This window comes from Vreelandella sp. ssv, from assembly GCF_059448525.1.
In genome coordinates this window covers 4,239,287-4,266,257 of sequence record NZ_CM182545.1, presented here as the reverse complement: position 1 = coordinate 4,266,257, position 26,971 = coordinate 4,239,287, and the positions used below count along the sequence as shown (strand labels likewise).

General features: G+C 53.2%; 26 protein-coding genes. 24 read left to right on the top strand and 2 right to left on the bottom strand.

Annotated elements, in window-relative coordinates:
- Positions 1–13 precede the first annotated feature (13 nt).
- The 19 genes from argC (at position 14) to mgtE (ending at position 17,744) form a co-directional block, all read left to right on the top strand.
- A complete protein-coding gene (gene argC, locus AC5TBW_RS19580) occupies positions 14–1,048 on the top strand; it encodes an N-acetyl-gamma-glutamyl-phosphate reductase (RefSeq protein WP_495510146.1) in 1,035 nt (344 codons plus the stop codon).
- Positions 1,049–1,151: 103 nt separating this feature from the next.
- Positions 1,152–1,505 carry an iron-sulfur cluster insertion protein ErpA gene (erpA, locus tag AC5TBW_RS19575; RefSeq protein WP_007112206.1) on the top strand — a complete coding sequence of 118 codons (354 nt, stop codon included), beginning with the start codon at positions 1,152–1,154 and terminating at the stop codon, positions 1,503–1,505.
- A gap of 148 nt (positions 1,506–1,653) precedes the next feature.
- Positions 1,654–2,430 carry a transporter substrate-binding domain-containing protein gene (locus AC5TBW_RS19570; RefSeq protein ID WP_495510145.1) on the top strand — a complete coding sequence of 259 codons (777 nt, stop codon included), beginning with the start codon at positions 1,654–1,656 and terminating at the stop codon, positions 2,428–2,430.
- Between the two features lie 116 nt (positions 2,431–2,546).
- Entirely contained in the window at positions 2,547–3,218 is a 672-nt protein-coding gene (locus tag AC5TBW_RS19565; protein ID WP_071694851.1) for an amino acid ABC transporter permease, read from the top strand.
- A gap of 23 nt (positions 3,219–3,241) precedes the next feature.
- Complete coding sequence (locus tag AC5TBW_RS19560; protein ID WP_495510144.1) at positions 3,242–4,000, top strand: amino acid ABC transporter ATP-binding protein; 759 nt, start codon at positions 3,242–3,244, stop codon at positions 3,998–4,000.
- A gap of 594 nt (positions 4,001–4,594) precedes the next feature.
- Entirely contained in the window at positions 4,595–6,499 is a 1,905-nt protein-coding gene (gene mnmG, locus AC5TBW_RS19555) for a tRNA uridine-5-carboxymethylaminomethyl(34) synthesis enzyme MnmG (RefSeq protein ID WP_495510143.1), read from the top strand.
- A complete protein-coding gene (rsmG, locus tag AC5TBW_RS19550) occupies positions 6,496–7,179 on the top strand; it encodes a 16S rRNA (guanine(527)-N(7))-methyltransferase RsmG (RefSeq protein ID WP_495510142.1) in 684 nt (227 codons plus the stop codon). Before mnmG ends, rsmG begins: the two co-directional genes overlap by 4 nt.
- A complete protein-coding gene (locus tag AC5TBW_RS19545; RefSeq protein ID WP_495510141.1) occupies positions 7,176–7,943 on the top strand; it encodes a ParA family protein in 768 nt (255 codons plus the stop codon). Before rsmG ends, AC5TBW_RS19545 begins: the two co-directional genes overlap by 4 nt.
- A 60-nt stretch (positions 7,944–8,003) precedes the next feature.
- On the top strand, positions 8,004–8,936 hold the full coding sequence (locus AC5TBW_RS19540) for a ParB/RepB/Spo0J family partition protein (RefSeq protein ID WP_495510140.1): 933 nt from the start codon (positions 8,004–8,006) through the stop codon (positions 8,934–8,936).
- Between the two features lie 218 nt (positions 8,937–9,154).
- The gene (locus tag AC5TBW_RS19535; protein ID WP_495511995.1) at positions 9,155–9,547 is read left to right on the top strand and encodes an ATP synthase subunit I; all 393 of its coding nucleotides are present in this window, start codon (positions 9,155–9,157) and stop codon (positions 9,545–9,547) included.
- Positions 9,548–9,579: 32 nt separating this feature from the next.
- Positions 9,580–10,407 carry a F0F1 ATP synthase subunit A gene (atpB, locus tag AC5TBW_RS19530; protein ID WP_495510139.1) on the top strand — a complete coding sequence of 276 codons (828 nt, stop codon included), beginning with the start codon at positions 9,580–9,582 and terminating at the stop codon, positions 10,405–10,407.
- Between the two features lie 75 nt (positions 10,408–10,482).
- On the top strand, positions 10,483–10,710 hold the full coding sequence (atpE, locus tag AC5TBW_RS19525) for a F0F1 ATP synthase subunit C (RefSeq protein ID WP_022521051.1): 228 nt from the start codon (positions 10,483–10,485) through the stop codon (positions 10,708–10,710).
- Positions 10,711–10,786: 76 nt separating this feature from the next.
- Complete coding sequence (locus AC5TBW_RS19520; RefSeq protein ID WP_495510138.1) at positions 10,787–11,257, top strand: F0F1 ATP synthase subunit B; 471 nt, start codon at positions 10,787–10,789, stop codon at positions 11,255–11,257.
- A gap of 11 nt (positions 11,258–11,268) precedes the next feature.
- Entirely contained in the window at positions 11,269–11,805 is a 537-nt protein-coding gene (locus tag AC5TBW_RS19515; RefSeq protein ID WP_495510137.1) for a F0F1 ATP synthase subunit delta, read from the top strand.
- A gap of 16 nt (positions 11,806–11,821) precedes the next feature.
- Positions 11,822–13,366, top strand: coding sequence for a F0F1 ATP synthase subunit alpha (atpA, locus tag AC5TBW_RS19510; protein WP_495510136.1), 1,545 nt, complete (start codon positions 11,822–11,824; stop codon positions 13,364–13,366).
- Positions 13,367–13,431: 65 nt separating this feature from the next.
- Positions 13,432–14,319, top strand: coding sequence for a F0F1 ATP synthase subunit gamma (gene atpG, locus AC5TBW_RS19505; protein ID WP_009286339.1), 888 nt, complete (start codon positions 13,432–13,434; stop codon positions 14,317–14,319).
- A 74-nt stretch (positions 14,320–14,393) separates the two neighbouring features.
- Positions 14,394–15,773, top strand: coding sequence for a F0F1 ATP synthase subunit beta (gene atpD / locus AC5TBW_RS19500; protein WP_035556311.1), 1,380 nt, complete (start codon positions 14,394–14,396; stop codon positions 15,771–15,773).
- A 24-nt stretch (positions 15,774–15,797) separates the two neighbouring features.
- The gene (locus AC5TBW_RS19495) at positions 15,798–16,226 is read left to right on the top strand and encodes a F0F1 ATP synthase subunit epsilon (protein WP_495510135.1); all 429 of its coding nucleotides are present in this window, start codon (positions 15,798–15,800) and stop codon (positions 16,224–16,226) included.
- A gap of 141 nt (positions 16,227–16,367) precedes the next feature.
- Positions 16,368–17,744 carry a magnesium transporter gene (gene mgtE, locus AC5TBW_RS19490; protein WP_495510134.1) on the top strand — a complete coding sequence of 459 codons (1,377 nt, stop codon included), beginning with the start codon at positions 16,368–16,370 and terminating at the stop codon, positions 17,742–17,744.
- A gap of 19 nt (positions 17,745–17,763) precedes the next feature.
- Here mgtE and AC5TBW_RS19485 read toward each other — a convergent pair whose 3' ends face one another.
- Entirely contained in the window at positions 17,764–18,957 is a 1,194-nt protein-coding gene (locus AC5TBW_RS19485) for a cation diffusion facilitator family transporter (RefSeq protein WP_495510133.1), read from the bottom strand.
- 216 nt (positions 18,958–19,173) lie between these two features.
- Here AC5TBW_RS19485 and AC5TBW_RS19480 point away from each other — a divergent pair, with 216 nt between their 5' ends.
- From AC5TBW_RS19480 to nhaD, 5 genes are all read left to right on the top strand, one after another.
- Positions 19,174–19,974: an undecaprenyl-diphosphate phosphatase gene (locus AC5TBW_RS19480; protein WP_495510132.1), complete on the top strand. Its 801-nt coding sequence runs from the start codon at positions 19,174–19,176 to the stop codon at positions 19,972–19,974.
- A gap of 41 nt (positions 19,975–20,015) precedes the next feature.
- Positions 20,016–21,158, top strand: a complete 1,143-nt coding sequence (locus AC5TBW_RS19475; RefSeq protein WP_495510131.1) for an FAD:protein FMN transferase — start codon at positions 20,016–20,018, stop codon at positions 21,156–21,158.
- Position 21,159: 1 nt separating this feature from the next.
- Positions 21,160–22,530 (top strand): bifunctional UDP-N-acetylglucosamine diphosphorylase/glucosamine-1-phosphate N-acetyltransferase GlmU, encoded by a 1,371-nt coding sequence (gene glmU / locus AC5TBW_RS19470; RefSeq protein WP_495510130.1) that lies wholly within the window; start codon positions 21,160–21,162, stop codon positions 22,528–22,530.
- Between the two features lie 193 nt (positions 22,531–22,723).
- A complete protein-coding gene (glmS, locus tag AC5TBW_RS19465; protein WP_495510129.1) occupies positions 22,724–24,550 on the top strand; it encodes a glutamine--fructose-6-phosphate transaminase (isomerizing) in 1,827 nt (608 codons plus the stop codon).
- A gap of 157 nt (positions 24,551–24,707) precedes the next feature.
- Entirely contained in the window at positions 24,708–26,174 is a 1,467-nt protein-coding gene (gene nhaD / locus AC5TBW_RS19460) for a sodium:proton antiporter NhaD (protein ID WP_495510128.1), read from the top strand.
- A gap of 84 nt (positions 26,175–26,258) precedes the next feature.
- Here the strand turns inward: nhaD and AC5TBW_RS19455 are convergent, their stop codons facing one another.
- Positions 26,259–26,858, bottom strand: coding sequence for a CBS domain-containing protein (locus AC5TBW_RS19455; protein WP_495510127.1), 600 nt, complete (start codon positions 26,856–26,858; stop codon positions 26,259–26,261).
- Positions 26,859–26,971 lie beyond the last annotated feature (113 nt).

Genomic DNA, 26,971 nt, shown 5'->3' with positions numbered 1-26,971 from the left:
CAAGGAGTGATTTGTGATTAAGGTCGGCATTGTTGGCGGTACCGGTTATACCGGCGTTGAATTACTGCGGCTACTTGCCCAGCACCCCCACGTCAACGTAGCCGCCATTACCTCGCGCTCGGAAACCGGCGTTAAGGTGTGCGATATGTACCCCAACCTGCGCGGCCATTACGACACGCTGGCGTTTAGCGAGCCGGATGCCAAACAGCTGGGAGCGATGGATGCGGTATTTTTTGCCACACCTCACGGCGTTGCCCACGCACTGGCGGGTGAGCTACTCGAAAACGGCACTCGGGTGATTGATCTGTCAGCTGACTTCCGGCTGCGCGATGCCGATGAGTGGAGCCGCTGGTACGATCAGGCCCACGGTGCCCCGGAATTGTTGCAAGAGGCGGTATACGGGCTGCCGGAAATGCATCGGAAACAGATCAAAAATGCACGTTTAATCGCCGTGCCCGGCTGCTACCCCACTGCCGTTCAACTCGGTTATTTGCCGCTACTGGAAGCTGGCTTAATCGACCCAAGCCAACTGATTGCTGACTGCAAATCAGGCGTTACCGGAGCTGGTCGAGGCGCTAAAGTAGGTTCTCTGCTTGCCGAAGCCAGTGAGTCAATGAAAGCCTACGGCGCAGGCGGCCACCGCCATCTACCGGAAATTAGCCAGGGACTTAGGGATATTCAGCAATCCGCTGTGGGTTTAACCTTTGTGCCGCACTTAACGCCAATGATCCGCGGCATTCACGCCACGCTTTACGGCCAGCTAACCGCTGAGCCCGGTGATCTTCAGGCTCTATTTGAGCAGCGCTACGCCGACGAGCCGTTTGTTGATGTGATGCCTGCAGGAAGCCATCCTGAAACGCGCAGTGTCAAAGGCATCAATACCTGCCGCCTGGCCGTCCACCGCCCCGGCAATGGCAACACCGTGGTCGTGCTATCGGTGATCGATAATCTGGTCAAAGGTGCTTCCGGCCAGGCGATCCAAAACCTCAACCTGATGTTCGGCTTCGACGAGAAGACCGGCCTTACCGCACCAGCACTGATGCCCTAAGGTTTCACTAATTCCCAGCAATAGTTGACCAATTTGCTGGGAATTACCCATAATCATCCCCCAATGCCGATTTATTCGTTCTTTAAGCTCGCGGGAGGTACCCATGAGCGGTGCAGAAGCCTTTGTTCCTACTCCATTACTGCTCTCTGATAGCGCACGCAAACGTATCAATGCGCTGATTGCAGAAGAAAATAATCCATCGCTTAAACTGCGGGTCTACGTGACCGGTGGCGGCTGTTCGGGTTTTCAATACGGTTTCGACTTTGCTGAAAACGTCGCTGACGATGACACCGTTATTGAATTTGGAAACGCCGCCTTAGTGGTTGACCCCCTTTCTTACCAGTATTTGGTAGGTTCTACCGTTGATTACGAAGAGGGTCTGGCGGGCGCACGTTTTCGCGTTCAAAACCCTAACGCCACCACCACCTGCGGCTGCGGTGCTTCCTTTATGGTCTAAACAGCGTTGGCCCACAACGCTCCCCGTGACTTGACGCCCTGGCGGTTTCTCGCCAAGGTTGATAGGTCAATAACGGCTTAAGGGACTCTTCAAGCGATATAAATCGCTTTGACACCCACTACTAGCCACATAAAGCACGGGGAAACTTATGAAAGTAGCACTACCACTCAACCTGACGAAAACAACGCTCGCACTCGCACTGGGATTAGGCAGCACCACTGCCGCCATGGCCCAAATGCCAACGGTTAACGTGGTTACTGACCCAAGCTTTGTGCCGTTCGAAATGATGGATCAAGAAACCGGCGAAATGGTCGGCTTCGATATGGATATCATTAACGAAGTCGCCGAGCGTGCAGGCTTTGAAGTTAATCTCACCACAATGGAATTCGCCGGCATTATTCCTGCCGTGCAAACCGGTAGCCAAGAGATCGCTATTGCTGGTACTACCATCACCGAAGAACGCGCTGAAATCGTTGACTTCTCCGACCCTTACTACGACTCCGGCTTAAAAATTATTGTTCGCGCCGATAACGACGACGTTGAAACTATCGAAGACCTCGCCGACCTTTCTATCGCCACGCGCATTGGTTCCACCAGCTACGACTTCTTAAAAGAAGAACTCGGTGAAGACGCCGATATCACTCCCTTCCCGGCCATGAGCGATATGTATATGGCGCTATTGGGCCGTAACGTAGATGCCGTTTTCTACGATGCACCTAACGTTTCCTACTTCGCGCAAACCCGCGGTGAAGGACGCACAAAAGTCGTCGGCCCACTATACGAAGGCCAACAGTACGGCATCGTTTTTCATAAAGGTAGCGAATGGGTAGAACCTACCAATGAAGCGCTCGCAGCGATGAAAGAAGATGGCACCTACGATGAGATTTACACCAAATGGTTTGGGGAAGCCTCCAGCGAAGAGTGAGCATCCATACTCGCTGACAGCATAACGTGATAACAGGGCCGGGTGGCCACAACCCCCGGCCCTGCTGCGTTTCTTACTGCTTTTCTCATCTGTACTTTTGATTCAGGAGTCTACGCGTGGACGTCAATTTTCAATTTGATTGGTCGGCAGCGTTTGGGTCTATCCCTTACCTGCTGCCAGGTATTCCCTGGACACTGCTTATCTCGTTTGGCGGTCTCGCCATCGGTTTTTTTATCGGCATTTTCTTTGGCTTATTACGTATTAGCCGCCTACGTTGGCTGCGCTGGCCGGCAATTTTGTACATTGAAGTATTTCGCGGCACGCCCATCCTGGTACAAGTGCTGTTTATATTTTACGGCTTACCGCAACTGCTAGGAGGACCGATTAATCCCTTGGTGGCCGGTATCGCCGCGATCGCCGTTAACTCTGGCGCTTATATCTCTGAAATCGTTCGTGGTGGCGTGCAGTCGATTGAGCGCGGTCAAGGCGAAGCATCACTTTCACTCGGGCTCTCGCGTACTCAGGCGTTTCGCTACGTTATCTGGCCCCAAGCCTTTCGGCGGATGATCCCCTCCCTGGGCAATCAGGGCATTATCAGTATCAAGGACACGTCACTGTTCTCGGTGATTGGCGTTGGTGAATTGGTGCGTCAGGGACAAATCTATATCTCCACCACCTTCACGGCCCTGGAGGTCTACTTCATGGTCGCCTTGATGTATCTAGCGATCACCTGGACCCTATCAATCATCCTCCGCCAGCTTGAGATCAGAGGCCTGGCAGGACAATAAGGACACGCGCAATGAGCGAGACAATGAACGACATAACGCAACCCATTGTGCGTATGCAGCAGCTCAATAAACACTTTGGCAGCCTGCACGTACTCAATGACATTGACCTGACGATTGTGCCTGGTGAAGTCGTCGTGATCATCGGTGCCAGTGGGTCAGGAAAATCTACGCTAATTCGCTGTATTAACGGTTTGGAAGAGTTTCAATCGGGCAGCCTGGTCGTCGACAGCAACGAACTATTACCTCATGGAAAGAGTACTCAAGCGCTGCAAACCATCCGCACCGAAGTAGGCATGGTATTTCAGCAATTCAATCTCTTTCCCCATCTCAGCGTGATAGATAACGTCACCCTGGCACCGATGAAAGTCCGTGGTTTAAGCCGTGACGACGCAGTCAGCAACGCCAAACGGCTGCTCGACCGAGTGGGCATCGCTGACCAGGCGGATAAGTACCCTAGCCAGCTCTCAGGGGGCCAACAGCAGCGTGTGGCGCTGGCCCGTGCCTTGGCGATGGAACCCCGCCTAATGCTGTTTGACGAGCCCACATCGGCGCTTGATCCAGAAATGATCGGTGAAGTACTGGATGCTATGCGTGAGTTGGCCAAAGAAGGCATGACGATGGTGATAGTTACCCATGAAATGGGCTTCGCTCGTGAGGTTGCTGACCGGGTTATTTTTATCCATAAAGGCGAGATTACAGAGCAGGGGCATCCTGAGAAGCTATTCGATTCACCGCAACATGAACGTACGCAATCCTTCTTAGCGCGCGTACTGAAACATTAAATTGAGCCTCTTTTAAGCGTCAAATTAGTATCCAATTCGCGCTAAATTGCACTTTATTAATGGCCTGTCGACATGACAGGCCATTTTTTTGCCTGTGGATAAACTTTTTTTATGTTGATTGGTTTTATGACTGGAAAGCCTGCTAGACGAGTCTCTTAGCGTTAGCTCCACAACAAGTTGAGGTTGTTCACAGGTGCGGTAACAACACAGGTACTGGACGGTGGATAAGAGGTGCTTAACTAACTCTGTGGATAAAGCACTATTCCATCCACAGGCTTACCACCCTTTCTGCCCAGGCACTCCCGCTTTCAAACATGTAGAAGTCAACAATGTAAGAGCATGAAATTAAATGGATTAAGTAGCTTATACACAGAAATTGTCCACACTAGTAGTTACAACATTTACAGAACTTCTCTTATTTTATATTTATGTTGTTATTAATAGAGGCTGTTTAACGATTCCGGGTGTGGAAAAACCTGACGGTTACCCACAGGGGGTTTATACTTGCCGACTCATTGATCTAAAGTGGCTGCGTCTGGAATCGACTGCACTGGCCACATCATCCGTGCCAATCGGCACAAGACGAGGTGTCTTTTGAATTACCCCGACCGCTTTGACGTGATTGTCATCGGCGGTGGCCATGCGGGAACTGAAGCCGCATTGGCCTCTGCTCGCATGGGCTGTCAGACCCTGCTGCTCACCCACAACATCGAAACCCTGGGCCAAATGTCGTGTAATCCCGCCATTGGCGGGATTGGCAAAAGCCATTTGGTTAAAGAAATTGATGCACTGGGCGGCGCCATGGGGCTTGCCACGGATTTAGGTGGCATCCAGTTTCGCGTGCTCAATGCCCGCAAGGGGCCTGCCGTCCGAGCAACCCGTGCCCAGGCTGATCGCATTCGCTACAAAGCGGCGATCCGCGGAATGTTGGAAAACCAACCCAACTTGACGATTTTCCAACAAGCCGCTGGTGATCTGATTGTGGATAACGACACCGTGCGTGGGGTCGTCACGGAAACCGGTATCCGTTTTCATGCCGACAGCGTTGTGCTGTGTACCGGCACATTTTTGGGTGGCGTGATTCATATTGGTTTGGATCAAAGCAAAGGTGGCCGAGCAGGTGATCCGCCTTCCAACGCCTTGGCAGAAAGACTCCGCGCGCTGCCGTTTCGTGTTGATCGCCTAAAAACCGGCACTCCGCCGCGCATTAATGCAAAAACCGTTGATTTTTCTCAGATGGAAGAGCAGCCCGGCGATAGCCCAACGCCGGTCATGTCCTACCTGGGATCACGGGAAATGCATCCTCAGCAAGTGAGTTGCCATATTGCTCACACCAATCAGCACACTCACGATCTGATTCTGGCCAATCTGGATCGCTCGCCGATGTACTCCGGCGTCATCGAAGGGATCGGGCCGCGTTACTGCCCATCGATCGAAGACAAAGTGCATCGCTTTGCCGATAAATCGAGTCATCAGGTGTTTATCGAACCCGAAGGTTTGGATACGCATGAGCTCTATCCCAACGGCATCTCGACCTCGCTGCCCTTTGATGTGCAGATTCAGGTCGTGCGTTCAATCAAAGGCCTGGAAAATGCCCATATCACCCGGCCTGGCTATGCTATTGAGTACGACTTTTTTGATCCGCGGGATTTAAAACACTCGCTGGAAACTAAGTTTATCCACAACCTGTTTTTTGCCGGCCAGATTAACGGCACTACCGGCTACGAAGAAGCCGGTGCTCAAGGGTTGCTCGCAGGCCTAAATGCCGCCCGCCGTTCCCAGGAGCTGGACGCCTGGTATCCCCGCCGCGATGAAGCCTATCTCGGTGTGCTGGTCGATGACCTGATCACCATGGGTACCAAAGAGCCCTACCGGATGTTTACTTCCCGTGCGGAGTACCGTCTGCTGCTGCGTGAAGACAACGCGGATCTACGCTTAACCGAAGCGGGGCGCAAACTGGGTCTCGTCAACGACTCTCGCTGGACCGCGTTTAGCCAAAAACGCGAAGCCATCGAGCAAGAGAGTGCCCGTCTGGATACTATTTGGATTCAGCCTGGGAGCCCGGCGGCGGAACAAGTGGCTGAAAAAACCGGTGCACCGCTCACTCGAGAGTATCGGCTTAGCGATCTGCTTAAGCGTCCAGAACTTAGCTACGGTGATTTAGCCAATCTGCCCGGTATCGAAGGCACGCTGGTGACCGATCCTGCGGTTGCCGAGCAGGTACAAATTCAGGCCAAGTATCAAGGCTATATCGATCGCCAACAGGAAGAGATCGACAAGCTCAAACGCCACGAAGCCACGCCACTGCCTGCAGAGCTGGATTATTTGAAAGTGGAAGGTCTATCCAACGAAGTTCGTCAAAAGCTGGCTGAAGCGCGACCGGAAACGCTTGCCCACGCAGCAAGGATTTCAGGAGTCACCCCCGCGGCCGTTTCTATTTTGCTAGTGCATCTGAAAAAGCGCCGGTTGGTAGCTACAGCTGAGGTGGTTAACGGATGAGTTCGTTAACCCCCCTGTTGAAAACACTGCCTTCAAGCGTTGCACCACGGCTCGATCAAGGGTTAAACCAGCTATCCATTAGCGTTGACCACCATCAGCGAGAACAGCTGTTAGGTTTATTGGCACTGTTGCACAAGTGGAATCAGGCTTATAACCTCACAGCAGTGCGCGACGTTAACGATATGGTGTCGCGCCATGTGCTGGATAGCGCCGTTGTGGTGCCCTATGTGCAAGGGCCGCGGCTGCTGGATGTTGGCGCTGGCCCAGGTTTGCCCGGTATAGTGCTGGCCATTTTAGTACCCGAGCTTGATGTCACACTGCTGGACAGCAATGGCAAAAAAGTGCGCTTTCAGCGTCAGGCGGTAATGGAGCTCGGTCTTAAAAACGTGACTCCTGTCCAGGCCCGGGTGGAAGAGTTCGAGAACGCCGCTTTCGATCAAGTGATTTCTAGAGCGTTTGCCAGCTTGGTCGATTTCGTGACCTTGACTCGCCAGCTACCCAGTGCCGAAGGCCAGTGGCTAGCCATGAAAGGTCCAGGAGCAGACGAGGAGTTGCACGACCTCCCTCCCGATATTCGTTTACACCAACGTCACCTGCTGGAAGTCCCTTTTGAAACGGCCCAGCGGCAGCTATTGATTCTGAACGTTGATCATGACCCCAGGAAGGAGTTGAGTAAGTGAGCCAGATCATTGCCCTGACCAACCAAAAAGGCGGCGTGGGCAAGACCACCTCGGCCGTTAACCTGGCGGCCAGTCTCGCTGCGCTCGACCGCCGCGTACTGTTGGTGGATCTTGACCCTCAAGGTCATGCCAGTATGGGAAGTGGCATCGATAAATATGGGCTCGATAAAAGCGTGCTTGATGTTCTGCTAGGTGAAGCAACGGCAGCTGAAACCATCGTTAAGAAGCTAGCGGTAAAGTACGACGTACTGCCCGGTAATGGTGATCTTACCGCTGCAGAGGTCGAACTTTTAGATCGCGATAAAAGCGAGAGCTGCTTAACCAAGGCACTTGCGTCGGTCTCCAGTGAGTACGATGTGGTGCTCATCGACTGTCCACCCTCGTTGAATATGCTTACCGTGAATGCATTAACCGCGTCTGACAGTGTATTGATTCCACTTCAGTGTGAGTTTTATGCGTTAGAAGGATTATCGGCGCTGCTCGATACCGTTGAGCAGATTAAGCAAAATGTGAATCCTGACCTAGCGATTGCGGGCATTTTGCGCACCATGTATGACAAGCGCACCAGCCTAACGCGGGAAGTGGATAAGCAGTTGCGTGATTATTTTGGCGATATGCTATTGAAAACGACCATACCGCGTAACGTAAAAGTCGCCGAAGCACCAAGCCACGGGCTGCCCGTTACGCAATATGCCCGGTTCTCCCGGGGGAGCCAGGCCTATCGCGTGCTGGCGAAAGAGATGATCCGTCGTCTTTCACTGTAACTACTCTTCACTTCAACTCTTCAATTCAAAAAAGGGCGCTGAAAAAATGAGGGAAAGCGAATGACGCGTAAACCCGCGCTGGGACGTGGCCTGGATGCCCTGATTGGTGCCGGTGCACGTCGCCGTGACAGCTTAGAACTTGCCAGTAGCGGCACTTCGTTGGGGCTTTCTGACGCAGCGAGTAGCGCCGCGGCTGCCGATGTTACCGAGGATCGCCTTGAGCGCCTGCCGCTAGGGCAATTAACGCGTGGTAAATATCAGCCGCGTCGGGATATTCAGCCGGAAGCATTGGAAGAGCTGGCTGACTCCATTCGTGCCCAGGGCGTGATGCAACCCATCGTCGTGCGCCCCATTGGCGTTGATCGCTATGAAATTATTGCCGGTGAGCGTCGTTGGCGTGCTGCACAGCTGGCTGAGTTGGACGTGATTCCGGCGGTCATTCGAGAAGTCAGCGATGAAGTCGCCTTGGCACTGGCCCTGATCGAAAATATTCAGCGTGAAAACCTCAACGCTATTGAAGAAGCCATGGCGCTCAAGCGGCTAGGCGAAGAGTTTGAGTTGACTCAGCAGCAGATAGCCGACGCAGTGGGTAAATCGCGCACCCAGGTAGCCAATCTCTTGCGTCTACTGGCGCTAGACCCCGAAGTACAAACCCTGCTCGAACGTGGCGATCTTGATATGGGCCATGCGCGAGCATTGTTGACGTTAAATAGTGCCCAGCAGCGGCAGGTGGCCCATGAAGTGGTCAACAACGATATGACCGTTCGGGCCACTGAAGCGCTTGTGAAAAAAGTACAGACCAGCCAAGCCCCGATCAAAACGCCTACTAGTCGTCAAAACAAACAGCCCGATGTGGCAAAGCTTGAAACTCATCTTGGCGAGCTGCTCGGTGCGCCCGTTTCCATTGATCATGGTCAAAAAGGCAAAGGTAAATTAACAATACGCTATACAAGCCTAGAAGAGTTAGACGGCATCTTAAATCATATTAAATAGCAAGCTATGCAATATCGCGTAAGAAGCGACCACGTTTTCCCCCTTTGGTCGCAAATCATCCAATAACCGAGCAAAATCGGTGCGACTTCGGTTGAAGGTGTGATAGCGCTTCCCTATAATCGCGCAAGATTTGTGCAGGTTGTCTGTGTTTGTCTAGGAATACGTTTGTCGATGTATGGCGATTTTTATTCAACGGCTGGGTGTTTATTCAGAAAGCTATGCAGCGATACGAAACCCAGCGGCGAAAAGCCTATATCGTTAGACTCACGATCGCGCAATTGATAATTATTTTTCTAGGTATGCTAGTAGCCTACCTAGTTGACGATTTAGAAGGCATGTCATCGGTTTTTAAAGGAGCGTTGGTCGCTCTATTACCGCATGCGTTTTTTATCAAGCGAATGGGTATTTTACGTGCGAGTAGTCCTTCGAAGGCTGCGATGCGTCTCTTTCGCGCCGAGGCAGGCAAGTTTGGTTTGACGGTGGCACTGTTTGTGGCAGTGTTCGTGGCAGCGCCCCCCTCAAACCCCGCTTTCTTTTTTTATGCTTATGTTGCGGTTGTTCTAACGCATTGGTTTACGCCTTGGTTAATGCCAAAAAGCGCTAATGTTTAGAAAATTGCACAACTGATTGAGGTGATACATCCATGGCCGCAGGAAACGAAGTCTCGACGACTTACTATATCCAGCACCACTTGCAGAACCTGACCTTTGGTAACCACCCTGAAAATGGCTGGTCGCTGGCACACTCTGCGGAAGAAGCAAGTGAAATGGGCTTTTGGGCTATTCACTTAGACACCATGGGCTGGTCCATCGCCATGGGGCTGCTGTTTATCTGGATTTTCCGTAAAGCAGGCAAAATGGCCACTACCGGCGTGCCATCAGGGCTGCAAAATGCGGTTGAAATGGTGTTTGAATTTATCGAGAACATGATCCAAGGGACGTTTAAAGGGCGTAATCCGATTATTGCCCCCTTGGCCTTAACGCTGTTCGTGTGGATATTCCTGATGAACTCGCTAAAAATAATTCCGGTGGATTTCTTCCCGGTCTTATTTTCCAAGCTCGGCGTTGATTACATGAAAATCGTTCCCACTACGGACGTCAATGCCACCCTCGGTATGGCGCTGGGCGTTTTCTGCCTGATTCTCTACTACAGCCTTAAGGTTAAAGGGGTGGGCGGCTTTGCCAAAGAGTTGTCTTTCACGCCTTTCAATCATTGGGCATTGATTCCCTTCAACCTTGTATTGGAAATCGTCGCTTTGCTGGTTAAGCCATTCAGCTTGGCAATGCGTCTATTTGGTAACATGTTCGCCGGCGAAGTCATCTTTATCTTGATCGCGATGTTACCTTTCTGGGCAATCTGGGTGCTGGATGTGCCTTGGGCCATTTTTCATATTTTAATCGTTACATTACAGGCGTTCATCTTTACCGTGCTGTCCGTCGTTTACCTCAGCGCAGCGCACGAACATCACTGAAGTAAGCACTGTTTGTTAGACAATACCCTTAACCCTCAACCTTAGACTTTAACTTGAAAAACTAGGAGCATTACCATGGAACTTATCTACATTGCTGCTTCCATCATGATCGGTCTCGGCGCGCTAGGTACCGGCATTGGCTTCGCCATTTTGGGTGGCAAGCTGTTGGAATCTACAGCGCGTCAGCCTGAGCTTGGTGACCAACTGCAAACCAAAACCTTCCTAATGGCAGGTCTGTTGGATGCCGTTCCGATGATCGGTGTTGGTATCGCAATGTACCTGATCTTCGTTGTTGCCGGTTAATGACTGCTGAGCCGAGCGTCCAACGCTCGGTTTTGTTTCACTCCGGTCGCCACGAACTTGTCAGAGGTACATTCCTGTGAATATCAACATGACGCTAATCGGGCAGACGATCGCCTTCGCGATCTTTGTCTGGTTTTGCATAAAGTATGTGTGGCCTCCGATCAGCAACGCGCTTCATGAGCGTCAAAAGAAAATTGCTGATGGCTTGGACGCAGCTAGCCGTGCAAACCGTGATCTTGAGCTTGCTCAAGAACGCGCTGAGCAGATGCTGCGTGAAAGCAAGGAGCAAGCTTCGCAAATTCTTGAGCAGGCCAACAAGCGCTCTGCCCAGATAGTTGAAGAAGCCCGCGAACATGCCCGCGCCGAAGGCGAACGCCTGGTAGCCAGCGCACGTTCAGAGATTGAGCAAGAAGTGAACCGTGCAAAAGACGAACTTCGCTCTCAAGTCTCTTACCTCGCTGTTATGGGTGCCGAGCGTGTTCTTGAAGCGTCGGTCGACGAACAAGCGCATCGCAAGTTACTCGATGAGCTTGCTGCTGAACTGTAAGGAGGTGAATCATGGCGGAATTACTGACCGTCGCTCGTCCTTACGCTAAAGCAGCGTTTGAATACGCGCGTGATCATGAGGCGCTTGATAGCTGGTCGCAAGCGCTGAGTTTTTTAAGTGTTTCGGTAGCAGATGACGTCGTTCGCCATCGACTAAACAGTCCAAAATTAGACAGCGAGCAAAAAGTGTCGCTGCTTGTCGAGCTGATTCCAGAGCAAAAGGATGAGGCTTTACAGCGATTTTTGACTGTCTTGGCTGACCAAGGCCGTTTGATGGCGTTGGCATCCATTGCTGATCAGTTTGAGCACCTACGTGCCGAACACGAGCAGCGGGTTGAAGTGAACGTCACCTCTGCTTACCAGCTAGATAGTCAGCAAGAAACGAAGCTAGCGAACGCGCTTAAGAAACGTCTGAATCGCGAAATCTCTATTACTACTCAGGTGGACAAGTCGCTTATTGGCGGTGTCATCCTGCGTGCTGGTGATACCGTTATTGACGGCTCCGTACGTGGTCGATTGAACCGCCTTTTTGACGCGCTAACCGCTTGAGTCTGAGGGACATGGCATGCAGCAACTGAATCCTTCCGAGATCAGCGACATCATCAAGCAGCGAATTGAAAAGCTTGACGTCGCATCTGAAGCCCATAATCAGGGCACCATCGTCACCGTTTCCGACGGTATCGTGAAAATTCACGGTCTCGAAGACGCGATGTTCGGTGAAATGATTGAATTTCCTAACAGCATCTTTGGCATGGTACTTAACCTGGAGCGTGACTCCGTAGGTGCCGTCGTACTGGGTGACTACCTGCAGCTTGAAGAGGGCATGACCGCCAAGTGTACCGGTCGTATTCTCGAAGTACCGGTAGGCCCTGAGCTGATTGGTCGTGTTGTCGATGCATTGGGTAACCCCATCGATGGCAAAGGTGACATTAACACCACCATGACCGATGCCGTTGAGAAAGTGGCACCGGGCGTTATCACCCGCCAATCCGTTGATGAGCCAATTCAAACCGGTCTTAAGTCTATCGACGCCATGGTGCCGATCGGCCGTGGTCAGCGTGAGCTGATTATCGGTGACCGTCAGATTGGTAAGTCCGCCATTGCCATTGATGCCATCATCAACCAGAAAGGCAAGGGCGTGACCTGTGTCTACGTGGCCATTGGTCAGAAGCAGTCGACCATTGCCAACGTGGTGCGCAAGCTCGAAGAGCATGGCGCCATGGAGCACACCATCGTTGTCGCCGCTGGCGCTGCCGATCCGGCTCCAATGCAGTTCCTCGCGCCTTATTCTGGCTGCACCATGGGCGAATACTTCCGCGACCGCGGCGAGAACGCCCTGATTGTGTATGACGATCTTTCCAAGCAGGCCGTTGCCTACCGTCAGGTATCGCTGCTGCTGCGTCGTCCGCCAGGCCGTGAAGCTTATCCCGGTGACGTTTTCTATCTCCACTCGCGTCTACTTGAGCGTGCTGCGCGCGTTAACGTCGACTACGTTGAGAAGTTCACCAACGGTGAAGTGAAAGGTAAGACCGGTTCCTTAACCGCGCTGCCGATCATCGAAACCCAGGGTGGCGATGTTTCTGCGTTCGTTCCGACCAACGTGATTTCGATCACCGATGGTCAGATCTTCCTTGAAACCAACCTGTTTAACTCCGGTATTCGTCCGGCGATTAACGCAGGTCTGTCGGTTTCTCGTGTCGGTGGTTCGGCGCAGACCAAAATCATCAAAAAGCTCGGCGGTAGTGTACGTCTGGCGCTAGCCCAGTATCGTGAGCTGGCGGCGTTCTCGCAGTTTGCCTCTGATCTTGATGAAGCCACGCGTAAGCAGCTTGAGCACGGTCAGCGTGTTACCGAGTTGATGAAGCAGAACCAGTACTCGCCAATGTCGGTAGCTGAAATGGCGCTCTCGCTGTATGCCGCCAACGAAGGTTACCTGGATGATGTCGAAGTGAACAAAGTATTGGACTTCGAGCGTGCGCTGCACGACTACATGAAGTCTGAGCACGGTGATTTGCTCGACAAGATCAACCAGAGCGGCGACTACAACGGTGAGATTCAAGACAGCTTGAAGTCGGGTCTCGAAAAGTTCAAGGCGACTCAGAGCTGGTAATGTTTGGCCCGCCTGCGGGCGGGTTTGCATGCTTTCTGAGAGCCACGAACGAAGGGTAGATCGCTATGGCAGCTGCAAAAGAGATACGCACCCAGATCGGGAGCATTAAAAATACGCAGAAGATCACCAGCGCCATGGAAATGGTGGCTGCATCGAAAATGCGTAAAGCGCAAGATCTGATGAGAGCTAGTCAGCCTTACGCTAAGCAGATTCGTAACGTGGTTGGCCACATTGCCGACGCGAACCCCGAGTACAGGCACGACTATATGGTCGAGCGTAGCGAGGTTAAGCGCGTTGGTTACATTGTGGTCTCTACAGACCGTGGTCTGTGCGGTGGCTTGAACCACAACCTCTTCAAAGCCTTACTTAAACAGGCCAGCGAGTGGAAAAAGCAGGGTGCTGAGCAGGACTTTTGCGCGTTAGGCGCTAAGGCCAGCACTTTTTTCCGTAACTACGGTGGTAATTTAGTAGCGGCAAAGAGCGGTTTAGGCGAAGCCCCGACCGTTGAGGGGTTGATTGGCAGTATTAAGGTCATGCTTGAAGCGTACGATGAAGGACGTCTCGACCGGCTGTACGTGGTGCACAACGAGTTTGTGAATACCATGACGCAAAAGCCAGTGGTTCGTCAGCTTCTTCCACTGTCGCCTGATATGGGCGCAGACGCTGAGCAAGACGACGAAAACGCCCGTCCCGGAAGCTGGGACTACCTGTATGAACCGGATGCCAAGGCGTTGCTCGATAGCCTGTTGGTTCGTTTCATCGAATCGCAGGTGTATCAGGCGGTAGTGGAAAACGGCGCTTGTGAACAAGCCGCCCGAATGATCGCTATGAAAAGTGCCACTGACAACGCAGGCGGCCTGATCGACGATCTGGAGATGGTCTACAACAAGGCCCGTCAGGCCGCCATCACCCAGGAAATTTCTGAGATCGTCGGCGGCGCTGCTGCCGTATAACGCCTAGGGAGCCGACTCTGTTAAGCGGCTCCCGGCAGACAGGTTTCATTTGCAGGTTTTAGAGAGGAACCAAGATGAGCGGACGTATCGTACAAATCATCGGCGCGGTGATTGACGTAGAGTTTCCGCGGGACTCTGTGCCCAAGGTCTACGACGCGCTGAAGGTCTCCGATGTTGAGACTATCCTCGAAGTCCAGCAGCAGCTGGGCGACGGCGTGGTGCGCACCATCGCCATGGGCTCCACCGAGGGCTTGAAGCGTGGCATGGAAACGACCAGCACAGGTGCCGCTATTTCCGTACCGGTAGGTAAGGAAACGCTGGGCCGTATTATGAACGTACTCGGCGAGCCGATCGATGAAGCGGGACCGATCGGCGAGCAAGAGCGTATGCCGATTCACCGTAAAGCACCGAGCTATGCCGACCAAGCAGCCTCTAACGAGCTGCTGGAAACTGGCATCAAGGTTATCGACTTGGTCTGCCCGTTTGCTAAGGGTGGTAAAGTTGGCCTGTTCGGCGGCGCCGGTGTGGGTAAAACCGTCAATATGATGGAGCTTATCCGCAACATCGCTACCGAGCACAGCGGCTACTCTGTATTTGCCGGTGTGGGTGAGCGTACGCGTGAGGGTAACGACTTCTATCACGAAATGACGGAATCCAACGTTATCGATAAGGTATCGCTGGTTTACGGTCAGATGAACGAGCCTCCGGGTAACCGTCTGCGCGTTGCGCTGACGGGCCTGACCATCGCTGAGAAATTCCGTGATGAAGGCCGCGATGTTCTGCTGTTCGTCGATAACATCTACCGTTACACCTTGGCAGGTACCGAAGTATCGGCACTGCTGGGTCGTATGCCGTCAGCGGTAGGTTATCAGCCGACACTGGCTGAAGAGATGGGCGTTCTGCAGGAGCGTATTACCTCGACGAAAACCGGTTCAATCACTTCCGTACAGGCCGTTTACGTGCCCGCGGATGACTTGACCGATCCATCGCCGGCGACCACCTTCTCGCACCTGGATGCTACCGTGGTATTGGCGCGTTCTATCGCCGAACTGGGTATCTACCCGGCGATCGATCCGCTCGACTCCACGTCGCGTCAGTTGGATCCGCTGGTTGTCGGTGAAGAGCACTATGCTACCGCTCGCGGTGTACAGAACGTTCTTCAGCGCTATAAAGAGCTTAAGGATATCATCGCCATCCTGGGTATGGACGAGCTGTCTGATGAAGACAAGCTGGCCGTATCACGTGCGCGTAAAATCCAGCGTTTCTTGTCGCAGCCGTTCTTCGTGGCCGAAGTATTTACCGGTTCACCAGGTAAGTATGTCTCACTGAAAGACACCATTAGTGGCTTCCAGGGCATTCTTGCTGGCGAATACGACGATATGCCGGAACAGGCCTTCTATATGGTCGGTTCAATCGACGAAGCCGTCGAGAAAGCCAACCAGATGAAGAAGTAATCCCGTCCATTAGGGGGATTCGCTATGGCGAATAGCTTTACTTGCAATATCGTCAGCGCTGAAGCATCGATCTTCTCAGGTACCGTTGAGCAGGTGATTGCTTCCGGGATTATGGGTGACCTGGGCGTTTTGCCGGGTCATGCTCCGCTGCTGACTGAGCTTCAGCCGGGTCCGGTACGCGTGATTCATGATGGTGGCTCGGAAGAGAATTTCTACGTCACGGGGGGCTTCATGGAAGTTCAACCGGATGTCGTAACGATTCTGGCCGACTCTGCATCACGTGCCAGCGACCTCAATGAGGCTGCTGCCGAAGAAGCGCGTCAGCAGGCGCTGAAAGCCTTTAACGAGAAGTCATCGGAGCTCGATTATACCCGGGCGGCCGCTGAACTTGCCGAAGCCGTTGCGCAGCTGAGAACCATTCAGCAGTTGCGTAAAAAGGCGGGCAAAGGCTAACACCCACGCGATTGGCGTGTGTCCAACGCCCCTTAAGCCCGCTAGTGAGGGTTTAAGGGGCGTTTTTTGTTTGGCAGTACGATAAGTGAAAATGCGGGATTAAGTCGGCAGTACGACGTGGGTTAGCGTGATGGGGGAGTTATGGCACTGAATGATGAAAGCTTACAGGCATTAAAAGCCGAACTGCTCGACGAGTTGGCCAAGGAATCGCCCAGTAAATCGGTGCTCTCTTTGCGTTTGGCCGAAAACCGCTCCGCGGATATCGGTGAAGTGCTTGAAGAGATGATTGAAGACGATGAGGAGCTGCCCGCGGCGCTCGCGTTGCTGGACATTCTCTCTGCCGAGCGTGCTGCAAACGTACTAGGCTACTTGCCCGGTGAGATCCAGCTTGAGGTAGTCGGGGAGTTGGACGACAGCCAGGTACTCAAGCTGCTTGAAGAGATGGGCTCGGATGAACGCGTCGATCTGTTCAATTTACTCAGTGAAGACCGCCGGGAAGCGTTGCTGCGGCGCATGGCCCACCGCGAGCGGGAAGATCTAAAGCGGCTTGCCAGCTACGAAGAGGGTACCGCCGGCGCCATCATGACCTCTGACTATGTATCCATAGCCAGTGGCATGACGGTGTCACAAGCGATGATGCGGGTACGCCAGACCGCCCCAGACGCGGAAACGGTTTACCAGCTCTATATTCTCGATAGTGATGGGCAATTGATCGGTACGATGTCGTTACGCCAGCTGATGGTGGCACGCCCAGGCGCCATTGTGGACGACATCATGATCAAGGATGTTATCAGCACCCGCGTTGATAATGCTCAGGAAGATGTCGCCCGAATTGTGGCGAAGTACGACCTGTTAGCGCTGCCGGTAATTGATGCGGATGGTCGGATGGTCGGCATTGTGACTCACGATGATGCCATGGATGTGGCCGAATCCGAGGCCACCGAAGATTTCCACAAGGGGATGTCGATCGGGCAACTGGAAGATGGCGTAAGCCGCGTGAAGCTCTGGAGCCTCTACCGTAAGCGGGTGTTCTGGTTGGTACTGCTGGTCTTTGCCAACCTGTTTTCGGGGGCCGGGATTGCCTATTTTGAAGAGACCATTGCCGCCCAGGTAGCGTTGGTCTTCTTTTTACCGTTATTGATCGGTAGTGGTGGTAACGCCGGGGCTCAGGCTGCCACGCTGATGGTGCGCGGTATGGCAACCGGTGACGTGGGGGGTAAAGACTGGGGGAAGCTTCTGGGTCGCGAACTGCTCGTCGCGGGCTCGCTGGGCATTACCATGGCTATTGCGGTAACGCCTATCGGCATTATGCGTGGTGGCGAGGCGCTGGCCATGGTGGTTGCCTTTAGCATGGTCACCATCGTTCTGTTCGGCAGCCTGCTGGGGATGTGTTTACCCTTTGTTCTCGAGCGCTTTAAGGTCGATCCTGCCACGGCCTCGGCACCGCTGGTGACCACCCTGATTGATGCGTCTGGGGTGGTGATCTACTTCAGTATCGCCACGCTGCTGCTCTCGTGACGAGGGAGTCATTGAGGGCTTAGCGCATTGAGCTACTGGCGGCGCGGGTGATAAACAGTACCTCCACGTGACCCAGCCACTCAATATCGCTAGCCAGCGCTTTAAGCTGGCTAGCGAGGCACTGAGGCGGTTGTTGAACCGCATCAGCAATGATCAGCGATACCGAGACCTTGTCGTCCAGGTAGTGTAACTGTAGCTCGTTCAGGGTGCGCCACACAGGGTGCTTGTACCAGCGTGCATCTAGCGCGGCTTCTACTTCAGGGCGCAGTGGAAGGCCGGGAAGGCGGCTGGGGTCGCCCGCACCGGCGTCGTCTTCGGGGTCAACGTGGAAGATCACGTCGGTAAGCGCGGGGAATTCATGGCGTAGGCGGCGGCTCACTTCGTTACCGATCTCATGAGCTTCAGAGACGGTAATTTTCGGCCCGACCACCACGTGTAAATCGACCATGACCCAGCCCGCCGACTGGCGGGTGCGCAGATCGTGAACGCTATCCACCCCCGGAACGCTGCAAGCCACGTCGTGCATCTGATCCTGTACATCCACCGGCAGCGCGGTATCGACCAGTTCCCGCGCCGACTCCCACAGCAAGTCCAAACCTACTTTGCCGACTAATAAACCCACAATGATGGCGGCCACGGCATCCAGCCAACCCAGGCCAAACTGAGCACCTACCAAGGCTACCAGCACCACGGCGGTAGAGAGTGCATCGCTACGTGAGTGCCAGGCGTTGGCTTCGAGTAGTTTTGACTTTACCCGCTTGGCTACCCGCATGGTGTAGCGAAAAATCCACTCTTTGCTAAACAGCGCAATCACCGTAATTACGATCGCCAGTGCGCCAGGGGCATTAACGTCGGTACCGCTAAACAGGCGATCAAGGCTCGACCAGGCTATCGCGCCTGCCACGAAAATCAGCACGCTTCCCAGTAGCAGGGTAGTCAGGGTTTCGATCCGGCCGTGGCCATAGTGGTGGTCTTTATCGGGTTCCTGGCGCCCATAGTGAATGGCCGCCAGGACAAAACCGTCGGTGACTAAATCAGATAGGGAGTGGATCCCGTCGGCGATTAACGCCGCAGAACCGACCATAAAACCAATGGTGACTTTGACAATGCTCAACAGGGCATCCAACCACGCACCGATGTAGGTGACACGCTTGGCCTCTTGGCTAAGTCGTGCTTGGTCGTGAACCACTGGCGTTTCTATGGTCTGAGTCATGGGTACCTTGCAAGGACGCACGCATTCAATAGACGCCTATTGTAGCGCACTCCTTATATCCTCTATAGCGTCCACTGCTTTTAGGCTGCGAAACATCGCCTTAAAGTGCCAGTGGTTGGTAAGGTCAGTAAAGGCAATGGCGGACAATGAATTAGTGGATGTGTATCCTTAAACGCCATTGCAAACCATCAATTGTTTCTATACACAGGATTTTTTATGGATTGGCTTCAGGTAGTGGTGTTAGCGGTTGTTCAGGGAATTTCTGAATTTTTACCCGTTTCAAGCTCTGCTCACCTGATTTTGGTGCCTGTGCTGACAGACTGGCAAGACCAAGGCTTAGCCTTTGATGTGGCGCTGCATTTAGGCAGTCTTTCCGCAGTGATACTCTATTTCCGGCAGGAAATTTGGCAGATGGTGATCAGCAGTGTAGCGGCGGTCGGCGGTAAGGGGGTGAACGAAGATGCACGACTCGCTTTCTGGGTAACGTTAGCGACAATCCCTGTAGGGATCATTGGCTTACTGCTGCACGATGTTATTTCTCACTTTATGCGCTCTACGCTGATTATTGGCGTCAGTTTAATTGGTTTCGGTCTATTGTTGGGGTATGCGGATTGGCGTAAGCAGGGAACGCGGAGTGAGTACCAACTGCGGTTAAAGGACGTACTCATTATTGGTGGCGCCCAGGCGCTGGCGCTGATTCCTGGCACGTCGCGCTCGGGTATCACTATTACGGCGGCGTTAATGGTCGGTATGAGCCGAGAAGGGGCTGCACGCTTCTCTTTCTTGCTGTCGATTCCGGTGATTGTGTTGGCTGGTGGTTTGGAAGCCATAGGCCTATTTAACGCGCCGCAGTCGATCGATTGGGCTGCGATGCTCGTGGGAACGTTACTCTCGGGGATCAGCGCTTATTTGTGCATTCACTACTTTTTGGTCGTCATTAACAAATTGGGAATGCAGCCTTTTGTTATTTATCGCGTGCTGTTTGGCGCTTGGCTGCTGTGGTTTTTTCATTTTTAAGCGCTTCATTTTAAGAGCTTCGTTTCCAGGGCATGGCAGCTATGAAAAAGTCAGATAAGAAGAAGTCGGCAGCAAGTACCGGCAAGTGGGGAAGTTTATTGGTAGTGCTAGGCGTACTGATAGCTGTGGCTGGCTGCTCAGAGAGTGATCGCCCGCTGGAACCACCCGTACGCTTTGATGGGAACATTTTTGGCACCTTCTATCAGGTAACCATTATGGATCCGCTCACTCAGGGCGAGTCCCTTGAGTTGGAAGAGGGCTTTAAAGCAGAGCTGGAGAGCGTTGATCAGGCGATGTCCACCTACCGTGATGATTCTGAACTGATCGCCTTTAACGAGGCCCCGCTGGAGGAGTGGCAACCGCTCTCCAATGAGCTTATTGAGGTATTGGCAATTAGCCAATCGGTGGCCGAAGCCAGCCATGGGGCCTTTGATATTACCGTGGGTGACCTGGTTAATTTATGGAGCTTCGGCCCTGGCGCGCGGCCTGAACAAGTGCCCTCAGATGATGCTCTGACCGAGCAGCTCGCCCAGGTTGGCTTCGATGCGGTAGAAGTCGATAGTCAAAATATGCAGGCAAGGCGCAACCGCGATGTGTTTGTCGACCTTTCTGGCGTGGCCAAAGGGCATGGAACCGATCGAGTGGCCGCTTACTTGGATCAGCAGGGCCTGGAGCACTACCTGGTCAATATCGGCGGAGAGCTGATTGCCCGCGGCCTGCGTGATGAAGAAGAGCAAACACCCTGGCAGATTGGCATTGAAGTGCCCGAAGATGGCCAGCAGCGTGCTCAACATATCATTCCTCTAGAGAGTATGTCGGTGGCTACCTCCGGTGATTACCGTAACTATTTTGAAGTAGATGGCCAACGCTTCTCGCACACCATTGATCCGCGAACGGGTCGACCAGTGACGCACCAGCTTGCGTCGGTGTCTGTTTTCCACCCTTCTAACGCTTGGGCGGATGCCTGGGCGACGGCACTACTGGTGGTTGGCGAACAAGCTGCTATGCAAATGGCTATCGAGAATAATCTGAAAGTACTTTTGCTCGTTCGTGATGGAGAGCGGTGGCGCAGCATCGCTACGCCTGCATTTGTAAATTACTTTGGTGAAACGCTGGTTAATGAGTTGGGTATTAAACAACTGCCAGTCCCGGCGTCTGCCGGCCAACCGGTAACAGGTGAATAATATGCAAGAACTGGATATCGTCATACTCGCCGCAGGTAAAGGCACGCGTATGCGTTCTCAAACCCCTAAGGTGCTTCATACCTTGGCGGGTAAGCCCATGGTGCAGCATGTACTGGATACGGCCTCAGGGCTTCAGCCAGATCGTACCCATGTCGTCATTGGTCACGGTGCTGAACAGTTACGTGAAGCGTTGGCAGAAAGCGCTGTGCAATTTGCCGTTCAGGCCGAACAGAGAGGCACTGGGCACGCTGTTGCTCAAGCACTTGAGCAGTTGGGTAGCGGCAAGGTGTTAATCCTTTACGGCGATGTACCGCTGCTTCAGCGGGAATCCCTCAGTAAGCTGTTAGCCTCGGTGGACGAGCAGCACATAGGGCTATTAACGGTGACGCTAGCTGACCCCACCGGCTATGGACGTATAGAGCGCAACGATGCAGGCGACGCGGTGGCAATCGTTGAACAAAAAGATGCCAACAGCGCCCAGCTTGAAATCACCGAATGCAACACTGGCATTATGGCCATGACCAGCGCACAGCTAAAACGCTGGTTACCGCAGCTCTCCGCAGAAAATGCTCAGGGTGAGTATTACCTCACCGATGTGATCGCCATGGCGGCAGATGAGGGCATCAAGGTATGCACCGCTCAGCCAACCACCGCGGTAGAAGTAGAAGGCGTCAATAACCGTGCGCAAATGGCTCGTTTAGAGCGTGCCTATCAGCAGCAGCTTGCCACTAAACTGATGGAGCAGGGCGTCGCCCTTGCTGACCCCGCACGCCTGGATGTGCGTGGTCGTTTAACCTGTGGCCACGATGTGTTTATCGATGTGGGCTGTGTGTTTGAAGGCGAGGTTGAACTAGGTGAAGGCGTGCGGATTGGCCCGTACTGCGTGATCAAAAACAGCACCATTGGCGCAGAAAGCGTGATAGATACCCATAGTGTAATAGAAGGCACCGTGGCGGCGGGCCTCAACCAGGTTGGCCCCTTTGCGCGGCTTCGCCCCGGCACGCGGTTAGCAGTCAAAGCTAAGGTGGGTAATTTTGTTGAAACTAAAAACGCTGATGTGGGTGAGGGCAGTAAAATAAACCACTTAAGCTATGTGGGTGACGCACGCTTAGGCCGTGATGTGAATGTTGGGGCGGGTACGATTACCTGCAACTACGACGGCGCTAATAAGCACCACACTGAAATAGGCGATAACGCCTTTATTGGCTCCAACACTGCGCTAGTGGCGCCTGTCACCGTAGGCAAAGGTGCTACGATAGGGGCCGGCTCAACGATCGCTAAAGATGTTACCGACTACGCCCTGGCGGTTACCCGTAGTCGTCAGTTAGAAAAAATTGAGTGGCTGCGGCCCAGCAAAATTACCAAGCCATAGCTGTTATAAATGTGTTTCTAAAAAAAGTTTCTTAATGAAGATGTTTAACGAAGGTTCTTCAGGCTGCTTTTAAAATAGTGCTAAGAATCATTAAAAAGCCGTATTCATATTCGTATGGCGACGATTTAACGTTCTGCGGACTGGTTGAGGCGCTTTTGTAAAGTGCTCTGGTTAATAACCTAGGAGAAACACTATGTGTGGCATCGTGGCCGCCGTTGCCCAGCGCAACGTCCAAGAAATTCTACTGGAAGGACTAAAACGCCTGGAGTATCGCGGCTACGATTCGGCCGGTATGACAGTGTTTAATGATGGTGTATTAATCCGCCATCGAGCACTCGGTAAAGTAGCGGCGCTCGCGGCGCAGTTGGAAGCTGCTGCGCTGTCTGGATTTTCAGGCATTGCGCATACCCGTTGGGCCACTCACGGCAAGCCCTCTGAAGCTAATGCCCATCCGCATCACAGTAGCGATCAGGTTGCCGTTGTCCACAACGGTATTATTGAGAATTACGAGTACATAAAAGAAAAGCTTCAGCGCACCGGCTATCAATTTAGCTCTGAGACCGATACCGAAGTCATTGCTCATCTACTTTCCGAAAAGCTAGCCGATGGCCTCACTCTGTTTGAGGCAACTCAACAGATCGTGAATGGCCTTGGCGGTGCCTACGCGCTGGGAGTAATGAGCGTTAAAGAGCCGGGCGTAGTGGTGGGTGCCCGCCAAGGTAGCCCATTGGTGATCGGAGTGGGCATTAATGAAGCCTTTTTAGCCTCTGACCCGCTCGCGCTGCTGCCGGTAACGGATCGCTTTATTTATCTGGAAGAGGGTGATCTGGTTGAGCTGCGTGAGCAGGGCGCCATTCGTATTGTGGATCGTCACGGTTACGACGTTGAGCGTCCTATTCATACTTTTGAACATGGCGATGGCGCTGCCAGTAAAGGCGAATACCGCCACTTTATGCTTAAGGAAATTTTTGAGCAGCCGAAGGTGATCGAGGCTGCATTGGAAGGGCGGCTGAGCGCCAAAAGCGTGCTGGTGGAGAGCTTTGGCCCCGATGCCCAAGCGCTTTTCCAACGTACCCGTCAGGTGCATATCATCGCCTGCGGTACTAGCTACCACGCGGGGCTAGTGGCGCGATACTGGCTGGAGCGCTATGCGGGCGTACCGGTACAAGTAGAAGTGGCCTCTGAGTACCGCTACCGTCACCCCGTCGTGCCCGAAGGCACACTATTTGTCACGCTTTCCCAATCTGGCGAAACGGCTGATACGCTGGCCGCGCTGCGCTTTGCCAAAACGCTCAACTATGTGGGTACACTAGCGATTTGTAACGTACCCGGTAGTTCGCTGGTACGTGAATCTGATATCACCTTAATGACCCGTGCAGGCCCTGAAATAGGCGTCGCTTCTACCAAGGCCTTTACTACCCAGCTTGTGGCGCTAATGCTGCTAACGCTTTCCATTAGTAAGGCAAAAGGACAGGCTGAATACCCCGATATCATCGCCGCGCTGCGCACGTTGCCCGAGGTGTGTCAGCGGGTGCTGGCGTTGGACAGCCAGATCGAAACGCTTTCCCAGGCATTTGCTGAAAAAAATCATGCGCTCTTTTTAGGGCGTGGTGCCCACTACCCAATTGCCCTGGAAGGAGCGCTCAAGCTTAAGGAGATTTCCTATATCCATGCTGAAGCTTATCCCGCCGGGGAGTTGAAGCACGGCCCGCTGGCGTTGGTGGATAGCGAGATGCCGGTGATCTCGGTTGCCCCCAACGATGACCTGCTGGAAAAGCTAAAATCCAACCTTCAGGAAGTCCGCGCCCGCGGCGGCCAACTGTTTGTGTTTGCCGACGAAAGCGTGGGCATGGATACTCAGGAAGATATTCGCGTTCTAACGCTTCCCCACGTGCATGAAGCGCTGGCGCCGCTCCTCTACACCTTGCCGCTACAATTGCTCAGTTACCACGTAGCCGTGCTTAAAGGCACGGACGTTGACCAGCCGCGTAACCTAGCTAAAAGTGTGACGGTAGAGTAATTAATACGCTAAACAATATTTAGCATTAAGCTAATAAAAACGCTTTACAAGGTGCGGCAATACGCCGCATCTTATGAGCAACCGTTGCGTTGCAGCATGTTCTTAGGGTGCTTATGATCGTGGCGGTCTTTCTCCCTCCTGATTGGATAATATCGCCATGAAACCACCAAACGTCCTCGCAACTCGGCATTACGCTAGCCGAGTCGCTTGGCTGTTGCTCGCCTGCACGCTTTTTGTCTTTCCTTCGCTCTCTTATGCCGCCGCCGGGCCACTTGATCTTACCCTCACGCTAACCGGTATCTCTTCTGTCGTGATCTTCGTGCTCGCCTATGCGTTGGTGATGAGTGAAGAGTTACTGCACATGCGTAAGTCTAAGCCTGTATTGGTCGCGGCAGGCCTTATCTGGGCGCTTGTGGCTTGGGTCTATGTGCAGGCAGGCATGCCGGAAGAGTCCGAAATCGCCTTCCGTGAAACGCTGCTTGAATACGCTGAGCTGCTGCTATTTTTGCTGGTCGCGATGACCTATATCAACGCTATGGAAGAGCGCCGGGTATTTGATGCACTGCGCTCTTGGCTAGTCCGCAAAGGCTTTAGTTATCGTAGCCTGTTCTGGATTACCGGCGTCATGGCGTTTGGCATTTCGGCGATCGCGAACAACATGACCACCGCCATGCTGATGTGTGCCGTGGTACTCAAAGTGGCCGAAGGCGATAATAAATTTATTGGCCTTTGCTGCGTTAACGTGGTGGTGGCGTCTAACGCAGGCGGTGCCTTTAGCCCGTTTGGCGATATCACTACCCTAATGGTGTGGCAGGCGGGGCAAGTGCCGTTTGAAGGCTTCTTCGCGCTGCTGATTCCTGCGCTGGTCAATTTCATGGTGCCTGCGGTGATCATGAATTTCTTTATCGCGAATCGTCAGCCTGCGGCATTACAAGAGAATGTCTGGCTCAAGCGCGGTGCACGGCGGATTATCGTGCTGTTTTTGATCACTGTAGCTATCTCAGTGCTGTGTCACTCGATCCTCTACTTACCGCCCGCCATGGGCATGATGTTTGGTTTAGGCCTGCTGCAGTTTTTTGGTTACTACCTGCGCCGCAGCCTGCCGCGCTCCCTTGAACGCAAGCGCGAGCGCTACTCTCGCCGGGGCGATTGGAAGAAACTCGAACAACTGGGTAGCGTGGTGCCCTTTGATATTTTCAGCCGTATTGCACGCTCGGAGTGGGACACGCTGCTGTTCTTCTACGGGGTAGTGATGTGTGTTGGCGGCCTAGGCTTTATGGGCTACCTCAGCCTGCTTTCCGAGACACTTTACGGTAGCTGGAACCCGGTGTGGGCTAACGTGGTACTGGGGCTTATCTCGGCGGTTGTGGATAACATTCCGGTCATGTTTGCGGTTCTCTCCATGGCCCCGGATATGACAGAAGGTAACTGGCTGTTGATTACGCTAACCGCAGGCGTGGGGGGCAGCTTGCTCTCAATGGGCTCCGCTGCGGGTGTTGCTCTGATGGGTCAGGCACGGGGAATCTATACCTTTGCCGTTCACCTTCGCTGGATGCCGGCTATTTTATTAGGCTACGTCGGCAGTATCGTTGCACACCTGTGGGTTAACGCTTCCATGTTCTAGGCTGGGGCCGGGCCCCAAATGCGAACGCCCTTCACCGAGGAATCGGTGAAGGGCGTTTTGTTAATGGCTAACTACTTTAAAACGCTACAGGTCGTGTCCGGTCACGACTTGGCAGATATCGGCAAAGCTTTTCGCCATCGGTACCGGGTTAATCTCTTTGCCGACCGCGCTGTGTATATCGCTTGCTGAGATAAGACCGCGAATTCTAAGTTCGTGTTGATCGTTTTGCTCGGTGATCAATAGATGCTGATCGGTCACGGCCTCCATCGACAGCACCAGGTCTTCAATCGTCAACGACGCCAGTTGGGAGACAGGCATGGCGCTCAGCTTTTGCCATGGCGTCATAATCATTTCAGCGGTGACTTCTGAGCGGGTAAGGTTGCGCTGCTGCATGGCCAGATTAATACGACGGGTACCAATCACTTCTTTTGACGTAATGACGCCAATACAGTGCGCCTTTTTATCCATGACGAACAGCAATCGTATACCGCCGTGCCGCATCTTGAGGTGAGCTTCATCGATTGGCGTATCAGCCTCGATCGATTGGGGCACTACCTGAGAAAAATCGGTAAGCACCGTCATGGCAGGGCTGGTGGGCAGTAGTCGCCGCTGTGCAGGCATCGCCAAGAGAGGGGGTGAGCTAAGCTGAACTAATGGCTTAGGTGAAAAAGTTACTTGGTTCATCAGGGTACCTCCTTGTGGAGAAAAGGTGAACCGTGGCTATCTGGTTCACTGTGTGACTCCACAGTTGCATTCAATTCTTACCAGAACCTTAAGAGATCCATAAAACTCACCTT